15 protein-coding genes and 2 tRNA genes are annotated in these 16,310 nt (G+C 21.0%); 5 read left to right on the top strand and 12 right to left on the bottom strand.

The window, feature by feature from the left end:
- Positions 1 to 645 precede the first annotated feature (645 nt).
- Positions 646 to 1,593, top strand: a complete 948-nt coding sequence (hemW, locus tag UAR70_02455; protein XBC39708.1) for a radical SAM family heme chaperone HemW — start codon at positions 646 to 648, stop codon at positions 1,591 to 1,593.
- A 292-nt stretch (positions 1,594 to 1,885) separates the two neighbouring features.
- Here hemW and trmB read toward each other — a convergent pair whose 3' ends face one another.
- On the bottom strand, positions 1,886 to 2,566 hold the full coding sequence (gene trmB, locus UAR70_02460; protein XBC39709.1) for a tRNA (guanosine(46)-N7)-methyltransferase TrmB: 681 nt from the start codon (positions 2,564 to 2,566) through the stop codon (positions 1,886 to 1,888).
- Between the two features lie 137 nt (positions 2,567 to 2,703).
- Between trmB and mutY the strand changes: the two genes are divergently transcribed.
- The 3 genes from mutY to murI all read left to right on the top strand — a co-directional run bounded on the left by mutY (position 2,704) and on the right by murI (position 4,920).
- A complete protein-coding gene (gene mutY, locus UAR70_02465) occupies positions 2,704 to 3,735 on the top strand; it encodes an A/G-specific adenine glycosylase (GenBank protein ID XBC39710.1) in 1,032 nt (343 codons plus the stop codon).
- 33 nt (positions 3,736 to 3,768) lie between these two features.
- The gene (locus UAR70_02470; protein ID XBC39711.1) at positions 3,769 to 4,005 is read left to right on the top strand and encodes an oxidative damage protection protein; all 237 of its coding nucleotides are present in this window, start codon (positions 3,769 to 3,771) and stop codon (positions 4,003 to 4,005) included.
- A gap of 87 nt (positions 4,006 to 4,092) precedes the next feature.
- Complete coding sequence (gene murI / locus UAR70_02475) at positions 4,093 to 4,920, top strand: glutamate racemase (GenBank protein ID XBC39712.1); 828 nt, start codon at positions 4,093 to 4,095, stop codon at positions 4,918 to 4,920.
- A gap of 57 nt (positions 4,921 to 4,977) precedes the next feature.
- Here murI and sbcB read toward each other — a convergent pair whose 3' ends face one another.
- On the bottom strand, positions 4,978 to 6,420 hold the full coding sequence (gene sbcB, locus UAR70_02480) for an exodeoxyribonuclease I (GenBank protein ID XBC39713.1): 1,443 nt from the start codon (positions 6,418 to 6,420) through the stop codon (positions 4,978 to 4,980).
- A 75-nt stretch (positions 6,421 to 6,495) separates the two neighbouring features.
- A tRNA-Asn gene (locus tag UAR70_02485) sits at positions 6,496 to 6,568 on the bottom strand.
- A gap of 165 nt (positions 6,569 to 6,733) precedes the next feature.
- On the opposite strand from UAR70_02485, the gene UAR70_02490 reads away from it, so the two are divergent.
- Positions 6,734 to 6,806: transfer RNA gene (locus UAR70_02490), tRNA-Ile, on the top strand.
- Between the two features lie 455 nt (positions 6,807 to 7,261).
- Here UAR70_02490 and dut read toward each other — a convergent pair.
- The 9 genes from dut to mutL all read right to left on the bottom strand — a co-directional run bounded on the left by dut (position 7,262) and on the right by mutL (position 16,192).
- Positions 7,262 to 7,720, bottom strand: a complete 459-nt coding sequence (dut, locus tag UAR70_02495) for a dUTP diphosphatase (GenBank protein ID XBC39714.1) — start codon at positions 7,718 to 7,720, stop codon at positions 7,262 to 7,264.
- Positions 7,721 to 7,852: 132 nt separating this feature from the next.
- Complete coding sequence (rplI, locus tag UAR70_02500; GenBank protein ID XBC39715.1) at positions 7,853 to 8,308, bottom strand: 50S ribosomal protein L9; 456 nt, start codon at positions 8,306 to 8,308, stop codon at positions 7,853 to 7,855.
- Between the two features lie 32 nt (positions 8,309 to 8,340).
- Entirely contained in the window at positions 8,341 to 8,568 is a 228-nt protein-coding gene (gene rpsR, locus UAR70_02505) for a 30S ribosomal protein S18 (GenBank protein ID XBC39716.1), read from the bottom strand.
- A 113-nt stretch (positions 8,569 to 8,681) separates the two neighbouring features.
- Entirely contained in the window at positions 8,682 to 9,023 is a 342-nt protein-coding gene (gene rpsF / locus UAR70_02510; protein XBC39717.1) for a 30S ribosomal protein S6, read from the bottom strand.
- A gap of 598 nt (positions 9,024 to 9,621) precedes the next feature.
- On the bottom strand, positions 9,622 to 10,917 hold the full coding sequence (locus tag UAR70_02515; protein XBC39718.1) for an adenylosuccinate synthase: 1,296 nt from the start codon (positions 10,915 to 10,917) through the stop codon (positions 9,622 to 9,624).
- A gap of 70 nt (positions 10,918 to 10,987) precedes the next feature.
- The gene (gene hflC / locus UAR70_02520; GenBank protein ID XBC39719.1) at positions 10,988 to 11,974 is read right to left on the bottom strand and encodes a protease modulator HflC; all 987 of its coding nucleotides are present in this window, start codon (positions 11,972 to 11,974) and stop codon (positions 10,988 to 10,990) included.
- Positions 11,971 to 13,218, bottom strand: a complete 1,248-nt coding sequence (hflK, locus tag UAR70_02525; protein XBC39720.1) for an FtsH protease activity modulator HflK — start codon at positions 13,216 to 13,218, stop codon at positions 11,971 to 11,973. Before hflK ends, hflC begins: the two co-directional genes overlap by 4 nt.
- Before the next feature lie 210 nt (positions 13,219 to 13,428).
- Positions 13,429 to 14,361, bottom strand: coding sequence for a tRNA (adenosine(37)-N6)-dimethylallyltransferase MiaA (gene miaA, locus UAR70_02530; GenBank protein ID XBC40002.1), 933 nt, complete (start codon positions 14,359 to 14,361; stop codon positions 13,429 to 13,431).
- Between the two features lie 28 nt (positions 14,362 to 14,389).
- Positions 14,390 to 16,192, bottom strand: coding sequence for a DNA mismatch repair endonuclease MutL (mutL, locus tag UAR70_02535; GenBank protein XBC39721.1), 1,803 nt, complete (start codon positions 16,190 to 16,192; stop codon positions 14,390 to 14,392).
- Positions 16,193 to 16,310: the final 118 nt, after the last annotated feature.

Here is a 16,310-nt window from a genome sequence, read left to right on the forward strand (position 1 = left end):
TTAATAAAAAAATTAATAAAATATATATAATATAGATAATTTTTTGTAATTAAAATTAACACTAATAACAAAAACCTAGATTAAATTATTAAAACTACTAATTAATTAGACAAAATATACATTTAAAATCAAATATTACTGTACCGTACTGAAAAATTTAATTATAGAAAAATATTTTAATCTATATAGCAATCACTAACTATATTAAATTTTTATATCAAACAAATAACATTAATATAAATTATTTTATGTAAAGATTAAATTACTTTTTAAAAATTGATATTTTAAATCACTCATATTATATATATAATATTAATATTAATACACATTAATTGTTACTCATAAAAGTTTAAAAAAAATAAACTATTTTTCTGCAAAATATTCTTTTTATATATAAAAACAATCTTTTTATAAAAATATGTAAAAATACAAAAAATTTTATATAAATCAATTATTAACTAAAAACATTCAAATTTAAATTCAAAATTAATATGAAATTTTTATCACCATAAAAATAAAATTTTAATAATAAAAATTAAAAAAAATCATTTAATAAATTATTTTACCTATAACACATAAAATATTTAACCAATAATAGCATGACATAACTAAAAAAAAATATGAAACAATAAATTCAAATAATATATGAAAAAAATTATTCTATACGATAGAACTATATCACCAATTAGTCTGTATATCGATATTCCATGGTATATAAAAAAATATAAATTTACTAATATAGACTTATCCAAATATAACAATAAACACGAAAAAAAATATATTCATCACCTGTTAGAAGATCTCAAACAAGAAACAATAATCATTCCAAATAGAAAAATTAACACTATTTTCATTGGAGGAGAAATACCTAATATACTTAATCACAATTCAATAAAATACTTGTTAAAACATATAAAAAAAATTACATCTGTTTCTAAAAATACAGAAATAACTATAGAATGCAATATTGATAAATTAAATATAAAAAAAATGTTAAATTATAAAAAATCCGGAATAAATAGATTTTCTATAAAAATAAATACATTTAATAATAAACACTTACGTTTATTAGATAAATCATACACTTCTAAAAAAATTTTAAACACTATTAATCAAACCAATATAAAAAAATTAAAAAATGTAAATCTAGATATCACATATGGATTTCCTAAACAAACATTAAAAGAAGCGTTATTAGACTTAAAAATGGCAATTTTTTTAAAACCAACACATATCTCTTGGAGTGAGTTTTCCACTGAACCACAAACCAAGTTATATCAAAACCCACCTAAATTACCCAATGAAAATATAATATACAAAATATTTAAAAAAGGAAATTCTATGCTGAAAAAATCAGGATATCAAAGATATGCAATATCATCATATTCGAAAATAAATTATAAATGTAAACATAATATAAATTATTGGAAATTTGGAGACTATATAGGAATAGGTTGTAATGCCCATGGAAAAGTCACACATAACAACGGAAACAAAATAATTAGGACTATTAAACAAAAAAACTTCAAAATTTTTACAAAAGGTAATTATATTTATAAAAAAAAATTGTATCTAAAAAAGAACTTCCACTAGAATTTTTTATAAATAATACTCAATTATATTATCCTATAAGAAAAATAAATTTTAAAAAATTCACTAATTTATCTGAAAAATACATACAATATGAAATTAAACAAGCAAAATCTAAAAATTACTTAATAGAAACAAAAAATTTTTGGATAATAACAAAAAAAGGCCATAATTTTTTAGATTCACTATTAGAAATATTTATAAAATAAATACTTTATAATTATTTAAAACATTTTAGATGAAATAAAATTTTTATAAATGTTTGCTAAAAATTTTGTAAATTTAAAAATATTTTTTAACATTCTGATCTAAATTTTAAATCAAAAATTTTATTTCCTAAAATAATTCCTCTATTTTCAAATCTAGTGATAATACGAGAATTAGGTCTAACAATAAAATCACCTGTTTTAGATAAATTAATGTATTCCGTAAAATTTTTTATTTCATTCAAAATACTTTTAGCATAATCTTGAACATCTGTAACTATATGAAGACATCCTTGAAATATCAATTTCTTTAATACTATTTTTAATAATTTATTTTGAACTATTCTTCTTTTATGATGACGTTTTTTTGGCCAAGGATCAGGAAAAAAACACTGAACTTCAAATAAACTATTATTTGGAATCATAAATAACATCACATCCATTGCATTATAAAAAATAATTCTTATATTTTTTAAATTGTATTTTTCTATATTTCGTAAACATGATATAATACCATGAATATATAATTCAATTCCTATAAAATTAATACAGGGATTTTTTAAAGCCATATCAATCAAAGAATCACCCGAACCAAAACCAATTTCTAATATTAATGGATTTGAATTTTTAAAAATAGAATAAAAATCCAAATATGAATAATTAAAGTTTATTCCGTATTTAGGAAAAACCGAGTCCAAAAAATCAGATTGATTTTGTGTTAATCTTTTTCTACTTCTAGATACATAACTTCTAACTGAATGTATAATCATATTATATTTAGATATAATTATAAACTATTGAAAAAATTCTTTATAATATAAATCTATTACCAATATATTTTAAAATTTTCTAATTTTTAGAATTAAATACTATATCATAAAATTATACTAAAATTTAAAAAAACATTATGACGTCATTAAAATTTTTTCAAAAAATTTTAAATTGGTTTCATTTTCATGGCAGAAAAAATTTACCATGGCAAATAAAAAAAAATCCATATAAAGTATGGATTTCAGAAATTATGTTACAACAAACACAAGTAAATACTGTGATTCCATATTATAAAAACTTTATAAAATTATTACCAAATACCAAAATTTTATCAGAAACTTCTCTAGATACCATCCTAAATATTTGGAGTGGATTAGGATATTATGCAAGAGCTAAAAATATTTATAAAACATCAAAAATTCTTAAAGAAAAATTTTGTAACAAACTCCCCAATAACTTTAATGATATTATAAAACTTCCTGGCATTGGAAAATCAACAGCAGGAGCAATCCTATCGTTTGGATTTAATTTATACTCTTGTATATTAGATGGAAATATAAAAAGAGTTTTAATTCGATACTATGGTATAAATATAAACGACAAAAAATTAGAAAAGTTATTATGGAAAAAAATACAATCTCTAACTCCCATACACAACACAGCTAAATTTAATCAAGCATGTATGGATGTAGGATCTCTTATCTGTAAAAAATCCAACCCTAAATGCAATATCTGCCCATTATATAACACATGTGAATCTTTTAAAAATAAACAATTACTAACTATTTATCATAAAAAAAAAATTATCTCTATAACAACAAAAAAGACTTGGTTTTTAATAGTACAATACCACACACGTATTTTTTTAGAAAAACAAAATGATTCTAAAATATGGAAAAATCTATTTTGTTTTCCTAAATTTTCATGCCAAAATAAAGTTTCTCTATGGATAAAAAAACACGATATTAAAATAAATCAAACACTCGCACTAAAAAATTTTCAACATGCATTATCAAATCTGAAATTATATATTATTCCTATATGGATAAAAATCAATCATCATTCAATCATCTCAAAAAATAATAAACTGTGGTATGATCTCGAAAAACCACAAAATATTGGATTACCAAAACCTATCATAAAAATACTTAATAAAATATACCTATAATTTAAAATAAAATAAGAAACTTTTGATAACTATATGAAAAAAAAAATTTTTTGTTCGTATTTTCAAAAATACAAAACAAAATTAGAATTTCCACCTTATCCTGGAAAATTAGGAAAAAAAATTTACCATGAAATTTCTAAAAAAGCATGGGAAAAATGGATATTACAACAAACAATTATCATTAACGAAAAAAAATTAAATATGCTTAATATAAATGATCGACAAATACTAGAAACATATATGAAAAATTTTTTATTTAAAACAAAATAAAAATGTTATTTAACATTTTTATATAACACATTTCTTAGAAACACATAAATTTAAATGCAAAATACACTATTATATAAATTCAATGACATGTTTAAAAAAAATATTCATTTAAAACACAAAACACAAAAGAAAAGCTATATCGTTATATTTGATTCAGGATTTGGAGGATTGTCTATCTATAAAACTATAAAAAAAAAATATCCATATATCAATTATATTTACATTTTCGATAACAAAAATTTTCCATATGGCGAAAAACAAGATCAGTTTATTCTTGCACAAATTCTAAAAATAATCACAGCTATTAAAAAAAAAATTAAAATAAAAATGGTAATACTAGCATGCAATACAGTCACAATAACTAGTTTAATTACTCTAAAAAACTACTTTAGATTCCCAATCATTGGAATAAGTCCAGATTTCATAAAAGCTATAAATACTACTAAAAATAAAGTTATTGGATTATTAGGCACAAAGATAACTATTAATCACTACCATGTTAAATATTTTATAAAACTACTTTCTCCTAAATATACAATAAAACCATTTTACAATAATAAATTAGTAAAAATTGCAGAAAATAAACTAATTACAAAATCTCTCTCTATAAAAAAACTTAAAACAATTCTTCAACCATTACTACTTCTACCAAATATACCTGATACTATAATATTAGGATGTACGCACTTTTCTTTTCTAAAAAAAGAAATAAAAAAAATATTTTTTAATAAAATTAATATAATTGATTCTAATATATCTATTCCAAAACATATTTCAAAAACATTAATGAATAATTCTAATAATTTTTATAATCGTAACATAGCTATGTTTTCGCAACAAATAATAAATTCTCATACTATTCTAACACTATTAAAAAAGTATGATTTTAAAAAATTTCAAAAATTAATTTTATAAAAATTTTTGAATAATTTAAAAATACAAGATTTTATATTAAATAAAACTATAAATTAATTATTTAAATACGCTATTCAAAAATTTTTTATTAATATCTTTAACATATTTCAGCAAATATTTAAGTAAATTTACGTTATAAGAATTATTTTTATACTTTTCTAATAAATCTAAAATTAAATTTATATAACATTTAATTTTAGCACTATTCATTATTTCTAAATAATGACGAATCCAATTTTTTTTTTCAGAGTAAGACAATAAATACGGATAATTTCTTGCTAAACAAAATTTAAATAATTCATCAATCCTACTATCATATCTACGACAATTTAAATTCTGTTGAGTAGGAAAATTTACATGAATTCTCTTGATTAATTCATTATCAAAGTTGCTAAAAAAAGAACTATATATTTTTGAATCTATATGTTTATTAACAGATTTATTTATAAAAACTTTTGCACTTAAAAATTTCTTTAATACATGTTTAATGAAAATATTTTTATTCAATAAATACAAATTACTATAACATAAATTACAATTTATATTTAAACGTATTCTATCTATTGTTCGAAGAACATTCATAGGAACCAATATAGGACAACGATTAATATATATAAATCTAACACCAATAGAAAAAAGTGTTCTATAATCACAATTTAATAATAAATTTTTTTTAAAAAACATTAATAGATTTTTAATATCTTGCAACAAATCTATACTAACTAATATATTGGAATTTAAAGGATGTAAAAAAATAGGAACTATACAACTAACATAATTTCTATTCATTCCAAAAAACCTAGAAATATATATTATAGGTTTAAATTTTTTAAAATTAATTAAAGTTAACAATGAATGTTTAGTTCTATATTTAAAAAAAAAATCAAATAACATTGACTTTTTATTCTTTAATAATTTTGCTATTTGAAAAGTTGCATATACATCACTAGATGCATCATGATTTTTATTATGAATAATATTATTAGAAAAAGATATATCAGATAATTTTAAACTTAATACATTATTTTTATTAATAGGCCAATTAATTCCTTCAGGCCGTAATACATAACATGCACGCAATAAATCTAAAATATCCCATCTAGAATTACCATTTTTCCAACTCCATTCATAAGAATTTAAAAAATTTCGATAAAAAATATTTCTAGTAAATTCATCATCAAAATAAATATTATTATATCCAATAATACAGGTATTTTTTTTTATAAATTCTCTATAAATTTTTCTTGCAAACTCAAATTCATTTAATCCATATAATTTAGTGTACTGAGGAGAGATTCCAGTAACTAAAATAGATTCAGGGTCTGGTAAATAATCAAAAGGAATGGAACAAAAAAAACTCTTAATAGAATCAATAATATTAAAATTTTTATCAACTCTAAGATATGAAAATTGAGAAGGTTTATCTAATGCAGGATTTTTTCCAAATGTTTCGTAATCATAAAATAAAAAAGTTAATGAAAATTCTTTTTTAATCTTCATGTTATAACACTTTTAAAATAAAATAAATATAAATTATAAACTTTTTTATTGTACAAAAATTTTTTAAATTTATCACTCCCCTGACTGGATTCGAACCAGTGACATACGGATTAACAGTCCGCCGTTCTACCAACTGAACTACAGAGGAATATCTTAACTATATCAAATAAAATTTTATATGTCAAATTTCATAAAATTATTTAATTATTCATCTATATTAAAAATATATAACATAAAATATTAAAAAAAAATAAAACTTATGTAGATTACATTATAAATTTGATTTATACTACTAACCTAAATAAAAAATTTTGGCCCCTTAGCTCAGTGGTAAGAGCAAGCGACTCATAATCGCTTGGTCGCTGGTTCAAATCCAGCAGGGGCCAAAAAATTGTTATGTTTAATAAAAATTTATTTTTATTAATTAACGGATAATATATAATTAATATTATTAAAAAATATTTATACTATATATAAATATTTATTGAAAATGCAATAAAAAATTAATATCCATAAATATGGAATTAAATTTACACATATTGTATTATTAAAATAATAACTTAATATTTATAAAATAAATTTATAAATATTTAAAATTATAAAAATTAGATTTATAGATTATAAAAAAATAATTAGAAACAAAATAAGATTCACAATCTTAAATTAAAATAATTGTATAAATGACATATATTAAAAGTGCTAATCAAAAATATAATAAACAGTTTTAAAATTTTTAATATACAAACTCTGTATTGATATAAATATAACTAAAAAAACTTATAAAAATATTATTTATTGACTTAATTCAATTTAACACCAAAATTAATCACTCTTTAATGTTTTATTCAATACCAGAATGACCAAAACCTTTATCCGATCTTTCACTTTTTATCATAAACTGACTTACTACTGTAAACTTAGGACGAAAAACAGGAATAAAAACCATCTGTGCAATTCTCATACCCATGTTAATATAAAAAATATTATTACTCCTATTCCATAAAGATACCATAATTTCTCCTTGATAATCAGAATCGATCAAACCTACTAAATTACCTAAAATTATACCTTTTTTATGCCCTAATCCAGATCTAGGTAAAATTACTGCAGCAATAGAAGGATTATTAATATGAATAGCTATTCCAGTAGATATTAATACAGTTTTATTCGGAGATAAACCTATAATACTATTCGTACATGCACGCAAATCTAAACCAGCAGATTCAGTAGTAGCATAATTCGGAAAAGAATATTTAGAACCTATACGATTATCTAAAATCTTTATTTTTATATTTTTCATTTTTTATTGAGTTAACTATTAACAAATTTTAAAACACTTATAACACTCATAAACTATATTAATATTAAAAAAAATCTTTATTTTTTATAATTTAATAAAAATTAACAAACCAAAAACTTTAACATTTTTACTTTATTTTTGAGGTAATATATCCACTTCTACATCTACAAAAACATCACTATGCGGTTTAAACAAAATTATATGTCGTCCAATATTTCTTAATACACCATTTTTAAAATAAATATCTCTCTTATTAATATCCATGTTACTAAGTTCAGACAATTTTTTTGAAATATCTAAAGCACTAACAGAACCAAATAATTTTCCTTCCAAACTAGATTTAGCAAAAATAGTTATCAATTTAATTTCTTTAATCTTTTTACATAAAAATTTAGCTTCAATAATTTTATTCAATAAGTCTTGTTTTAATTCTTTTTTCTTCTCTTCTGCTAATTTAATATTATCTTTTGTTGCAAGTATTGCTTTACCATAAGGTATTAAAAAATTTCTAGCATATCCAGGTTTAACATAAATAATATCACCTATTTTACCTAAATTTTCTAATTTTTTTAGCAGGATTATTTGCATAAACTAAATATCTCTATATTTGTTTAAATATATCACTTATGATGATCAGTATACGGTAATAAAGAAAGATAACGAGCACATTTAATAGCACGAGCTAACTGACGTTGATATCTTGCACTTGTTCCAGTGATTCTACTAGGAACAATTTTACCACTTTCTGTAATATAATTCTTTAACATAAATATATCCTTATAATCTATTTCTTTTACCTTATCCACAGTAAATCTACAAAACTTACGACGTCTAAAATAACGCACCATAAATTTAAATCCTATTTAAAAATACTATTTTAATACTAATATATAAAAAATTATAAAAAATGATTAAAAAATCTACCTAATATAATTCGTTTTATAAATACATTTACATTTAACTATCTTTTTTCTAGTTTATCTTCTTTAGCTTTAATTATAGGAGACGGTTCTTTTACTAAAGATTTTACATTAATAATAATATTCCTAATAATAAAATCACTATATCTAAAAGTTCTAGATAACTCTTGAATACATACTGTAGTAACCTCTACATTCATCAAAAAATAATGAGCTTTATTTAATTTCTTTATAGAATATGATAATTGACGCCTTCCCCAATCCTCTAATCTATGTACCTTTCCTTTATAATCTAAAACTAACTTTTTAAACTTATCAATAAAACTAGGAAGTTTTTCACTATAATCTGGATTTATAAGAAGTACTATTTCATAATGACGCACTAAATTTTATTCCTTATCAATAAAAATTAAAAAAATATAATAATAAAAATAAAAAAATCTCACAATTCTAATATACATTAATAAAAACTTAAATTCAAGATAAGATTATATTCTAAAAATACATCTAACTTCTATAAAAATATCTCTTATATAATAAAAATTAAGAATATTTTTTTATTTTTATACACTTATAAAAAATTAATATTATATTTCTCATAACAATTCAAAAAATAACCACTATTATATGCAATAAACACATAAACAAATAAATATACTATAATTTTATAATCATTAGTAATTTAAAATTAAACAAAACACGTTTTTTATGTACAAAAAATGTATTTTAAAACGACTAAAATTTTTATTAAAATAAAATATAAATTTTATTTCATACATATATTAAATATATATACAATATATAAATTTAACATTTATTTTATAAATTAAAACCAAATTTATACAATCATTATAAATATTTCTTATAATTTAAATTTAAAATTAATTTTATTTAAAGAAAAATTATTTATTAAATTTTAAAATTTACCTGTATATCTCAATTAAAACAATTTTTTAAAATATAGCTTGTCAAATCATTATATCATTTCTCTCTAATAATAGTATGTTTACGATCAGGACCAGTAGAAATAATATAAATTGGAACTGAAAGAAGTTCTTCTAATCTCAAAATATATTTCTTTGCAAATATAGGTAAATCATTAAATTGTGTTATTCCTACTGTACTTACATTCCATCCCCTAAAACTCTCATATTTCGGTTGAATAGCATTCCAATCATTTTGACAAAATGGAATATTATCTGTTTTAGTATTTATATTTCTTAAAAGAACATAATTTGTACAAATCAATATTTCATCCAAATTATCTAAAACATCCAATTTAGTTAAACATATTTTAGAAATTGAATTTATAAAAATAGCTCTACGTAATAATACAATATCTAACCATCCAGTTCTGCGCTTACGACCTGTAGTAGAACCAAATTCACAACCAAATTTACAAAAATAAGAATCTAATTTTCCAAATACTTCAGTAGGAAAAGGACCATTACCAACTCTAGTAGAGTATGCTTTAACTACTCCATATACATCATCAAACTCTTTAAATCCAATACCAGAACTACTACATGCACTACTAGAAATACTACTAGAAGAAGTAACATAAGGATACATTCCATGATCAATATCTAATAATGTTCCTTGAGCTCCTTCAAAAACTACTGATTTACCTTCATCTCGAGCTGTTTTCAAAACATTAGAAATATCATTCATCATTTTTAAAATAAAATCTGAATTTTCTAAAACATCATCTAGAATTTTTGTAAAATCTACTCCCTTAACATGATAAAAATTAATTAATTGATAATTATAATATTCAATATTTTCTTTTAATTTATTAAAAAAAAATGATTGGTCCAATAAATCTCCTAAACATATTCCTCTTCTAGCAATTTTATCTTCGTACGCTGGACCGATACCACATCTAGTTGTTCCTATAGAAGAATCATACCCTCTCTTATTTTCTCTAGCAATATCCATTTTAACATGATATGGAAATATTAAATTGCATGATTCAGATATTAAAATACGATCACGTACAAACCAACCTTTATCTTCTAATAGTTTTATCTCACGAAAAAATAAATTAGGTTCTAAAACAACACCTTGAGATATTATTGAAATCACATTATCATGATATATACCAGACGGTATTACATGTAAAATAATTTTTTCATTATTAACAATTATAGTATGCCCTGCATTATGACCTCCCTGATAACGAACAACATAATCTGCATTTAAAGTTAAAAAATCAACTATTTTACCTTTTCCTTCATCGCCCCATTGAGCACCTACAACAACAATATTTTTTTTCATTATTAAATAAAATTACCCAAATAATTATTGATTTTAACTTAATGTATTTTACATTCTAATTTTATTATACCTATTTCATATAACGAAAAAATTTATTATTATTCACATCTATGAACATAAAACTATTATGTTTAAAAATTTTTTCATATGCATTCAGACTAAAAATAAAATTATAAAATTCAGGATCTACATTAAAAATATTTAAAAATAATTTAACTACCGTAGCTTCTCCTTCACCTTTAATAATAGATGCTGCACGAATTGCTTCTGAAATTTGTTTAGAAACTAAAAAATCTGATTCTAACTTAAGCTGATCAGCTCTATTTTGCCCCTGTAATCTATACATTTTTGCCTGTGTTTCTTGTTCTATCTTCATTTTATTATATATAGTATTAAACATCTCGTTAGAAAATTTAATCTTTACAATATTAAAATCAACGATTTTAATACCACATTCAGAAATCCTATTTAGCTGTAAGAATTTACTCTCTTTTATTTTATTAAAATCTATATGCATTAATGAATCTATAATAGTATTATTACATACAGATAAATTTCCATGGTTATTACTATAAAAACAATTAAATGTTTGCTTCGAATTACCAGACAAAATATTATTAGAATTTAAAAAAGTATCATTTAAATTTAACTGTTTAATCCTAATACTTAAATAATCATTAAATATTTCTTGTAAAATATTTTTAACACAAAACAAATTATTTTTAGACTTAGTTAAATAAAAACGACTAAAATCATTAATCTTCCATTTTATAAAAAAATCCACCATTACACACTGATTATTTTTCGTAAAAAAACTATTTTCAGTATCTTCTATAGTTTGAATCTTTGAACTAAACATCTCTATTTTTTCAAAAAATGGAATCTTAAAATGCAATCCAGGTTTATATACTAATAAATCATTGTGGTTAGTAACATTAGCACGAACTGCTTGACCTAATCTTAATAAAATACCTCGTTGTCCTTCATAAATAATATAAAAACACGAATAGAAAAAAAATATTAATATAATTAAAATTATTGATACAGTTTTATTCATTTTCTATTTTGTCCTATTCTCAAATCATTTTTTCTAATAGAATTCAATTCACGCTGATTAATAATATTATCTAATATACGGGCAGAAAATTTAGAATCTTTTATGCGATTTTTAATTTTTATATCATGCAACAAAACCTTATCTGTTTTAGCATTATAATTTTTATTAACTCTAGAAGGTATTGATATTAAATTATTTTTTTTAATAAATAAATCGTTTAATGAAAAAGATAAAATTTTATTATTATTACTATCTATAAATAATTTATTAATACGACTTAATATTTTTTCTATATAATTAATATATAAATATCTCACAGTAATTTCTTTAGATTGTTTATACAATGGTAAAATTTTAGAAAATCTAATAATCTCACCTTGAGCTTCTAATATTATACGTAATTTATATTCCTGAGCTTTTGCTAAAATTTTTTGAATTTTTCTATGAGTGTTAAATTGCACATTGTTGACATATGTTTTTGCATTTTTTATACAATTATCTCTATCCTTTTGTGAACGTATAACATCTTCAAAAGATGATTGAATTTCTTCAGGAAGATCACATTTTAGAAAATCAACAGATAAAATAACTATTCCCATATCATATCTCATAATTTCTTTTTTAATTTTATTCTGAACAAAATGACAAAGTAAAGAATCTTTTTCTTTTAAAATATCTTCTATACTAAAATTACTTATTACAGTATTTAAAACACTTAAGGCTATTGAGGATACATTGCTATCAGGATTATCTACTGAAAATAAATATTTTCTAGGATCAGAAATACGATATTTAATATTTACTTTTGAATGAATAATATTATTATCGGAAGTAAAAAAATTATCAGAAATAACTAATTCTTTAATTGTTTCTGTATCAACAGGAATTACACGATAACCTAAAATAGGTTTCCAATTTAATCCAGGGCTAGCTAAATAACTAAATTTTCCAAAACAAGTCACTACTCCACATTCTGATTCTTTAATCATATAGAAACCACTACTAAATAAAAAAATCATAGTAGAAACTATAATAATTGTTATAGGATTATTAGCATACTTGAATGATTTAAAACTACTAAAAAATATTTTTTTTTTATTTTTTAAAAAATTTAAAAATTTTATTATTTCTAAAAAAGAACGTGTCCTCTCTCCATGTTTTTTACTATTATTCTTAACTTTTTTATCATCTTCATCCCAAGGATCTTTCTCATTTTTATCATCAGATGGCTTATTCCAGGCCATATTTTACTCCATTCTATATTTTATTTTAAATTTATATAATAAAACAATATACTTAATTAAAAAAAATCATATTTAATCATATCATATATCAATCATATTAAAACAACTTAAAATATTTTTAAAAACAAAAACAATACAAATTAAAAAATATACATTAAATAATTTTATATAAATTTAAAAATATATGCTAAAAACTTAAAAAATAATTATCTATCTATTAATATTACATTTATTTCTAAAAATACTCATATTTACGACATCAACTACTTTAGAAATTAAAACTGGTAACTCTTCATTACTGTATAAAATATTCAAATCACTCCAACTTTTTAACCAAGTCAATTGAGATTTAGCTAATCTTTTTGTAGCTCTTATAACTTCACATATCATTTCATCATAACTTAAAATATTATCAAAATAGTCCCACATTTGACGATAACCAATACACCTTATAGAAGGTAAATTTTTATTTAAATTTCTTCGATCAAACAAATTCTTTACTTCATCTTCAAAACCAAAAGATAACATTTTTCTAAATCGAACTTGAATATTATTAAATAAAACAACCTTGTTTTCTGGTATTAGTGCAAATTTAATAATATTATATGGAAAAAATTTTTTTTTAAATTTAGTTAACTGAGTTAAAGTTTTTCCTGAAATAAAAAATACTTCTAATGCTCGTAATATTCTTTGAATATCATTAGGATGAATTCTTTTTGAAGAAATAGGATCAATAAATTTTAATTTATTAAATAAAAAACTACTAGACTTTTTTTTTAATAACATTAATAAATAAGTCCTAATCTTATTATTCGAAGATGGTAAAATAGACAAACCATTCACTAAAACTTTAAAATAAAACATTGTTCCTCCAACTAACAAAGGAATTCTATTTATTGAATGAATATACTTAATTATTTTAATAACATCACTATAAAATTCACCAACTGAATAAAATTCAGATGGATCTTTAATATTTACCAAAAAATGAGTGTATTTTAATAATTCAAAATCAGAAGGTTTTGCTGTTCCAATATTCATGTCACGATAAATTAATGCTGAATCTACACTTATTAATTCTACTGGTAAAATTTCTTTCAAACGCATAGACAACAAACTTTTACCACAACATGTAGGACCCATAAGAAATATAACTAACTTATCTTTCAATTCATGTCCATTCATTAAAATCATCTTTAAAAAAATTTAGTACCGGATTAATATCAATAGGTTTCAATACCTTGGATACTAAATTAAACTCCAAAATTTTATTAATATGTCTTTTAAAATTCAACAAAACAGATAAAATTTGTAAATGATCCCATTTTTTTACCGAAATATCAATATGACTAATAACACTAGAAATTAATTCTAATAACGTTATTTCATTTTTTTTAACAAAAATAAACAAAATATTTTCGAAAATACAACTTAAATCTTGATTTAAAATCATATAAGGTATAGAATAAAATTCTATATATTCTAATTTTATACAAAAATCAAAACCAATATGAAATAATATTTTTTGAATACCAGAAAAAAATTTATATCCCATATTATTTTTAAAAAATATTATATATACTCTTTCTAATTTTTTTATTTTTAACCCATGATGCTTTCCCAATCTTAATTCAATAAAATAAATAGACAATTTTGCTCTTTGTAAAGAAAACAAAAACAATTTGTCATTATTCTTTTTAATTAATAAATAAGATTTATTTATTAATGCTAATATATTACCAAATTCAGCACTAAAAATAGAATTGTATTCACATTTATAAAAATTTAATTCTAAATTGTCCTTTAATAAATTCGATTTACTATCCTTGATAGTATCAATAAAATCATATTGAGATTTATTTAAACCACTGTTTTTATCAAATAAACGATTTAAAGAATTAAAAATAGAAAAACTATCTTTTTTATTCTTAAAAAAATCCACAGAAGATTTAATAATAGAATTAGATACAATTTTTGTTTTTAAATATTTTTTAATTGCACGATAAATAAAAGAATGTACCAAACGAGAATTAGATAATTTTATAATTTTTTTTTCTGGATGTACATTAACATCTACTTCATAAAATTTTAATTCTAAATAAAAAATATAAGATATGTTATATTTATTTTTACCAATTTCATAAACTGCTTGATATACTGCATGATGAAATAACTTATTAAATACAATTCTCTTATTAACATAAAAAAATTGAAACTTTCTAGCTAAAGAACTATTATATCTTAACAAGTATAACCAACCAACTAATTTCATGTGGTTAAAAAAATGTTCTATATATATTATTTCATTTATGCCAGGTATATTATAAATCGAATTAACAACATTTTTGTCATAAAGATTTTTACTAAAAGTATTATAATGACGAATTAATTTTCCATTATGAGTGAGAGATATATCTAAATTAGTTTTTGATAAAGATAAACAACGTACAATATCATCAATTTTTAAAAATTCTGAATACGTTGATATTATAGATTTTCTTCGAACAGGTCTATTAAAAAATAAATCTAATACTATTATAGTTGTACCTTTAGTTTGTGGAACTATACACGGAATAGAAATAGTCCCGTATCCATCTGAATATATTTTCCATCCAGTTGTACTTAAACAATTATCACAAGAAGATAATACCATATGAGATACCGCGCTAATACTAGCTAAAGCTTCACCACGAAAACCACAAGTAGTAACATTTTTTAAATCATGCATAGAATAAATTTTACTAGTAGAATGACGCATTAATGACATTTTTAAATCAACTGCATTCATACCACAACCATTATCCTGAACCAAAATAGATTGCATTCCACCTTTTTGAATCTTAATATTAATACGAGTTGCACACGAGTCTATGCTATTTTCTACTAATTCTTTAACCACTGATGCTGGATTATATATTATTTCACCAGCAGAAATATAACTAGATACTGATAATGGTAAAACTCTAATTAACATACTACATTACTCAAAATTAAATTTAATAAAAATTTAAAAAACATCTCAAAAATTAAAAGTTTTTATAAAATAATTTAAAAACCTATAATTTTATATTTATAATATATAAAACTCGATA

Source organism: Buchnera aphidicola (Chaetogeoica yunlongensis) (genome assembly GCA_039829965.1).
GTDB lineage: Bacteria > Pseudomonadota > Gammaproteobacteria > Enterobacterales > Enterobacteriaceae > Buchnera_B > Buchnera_B aphidicola_BA.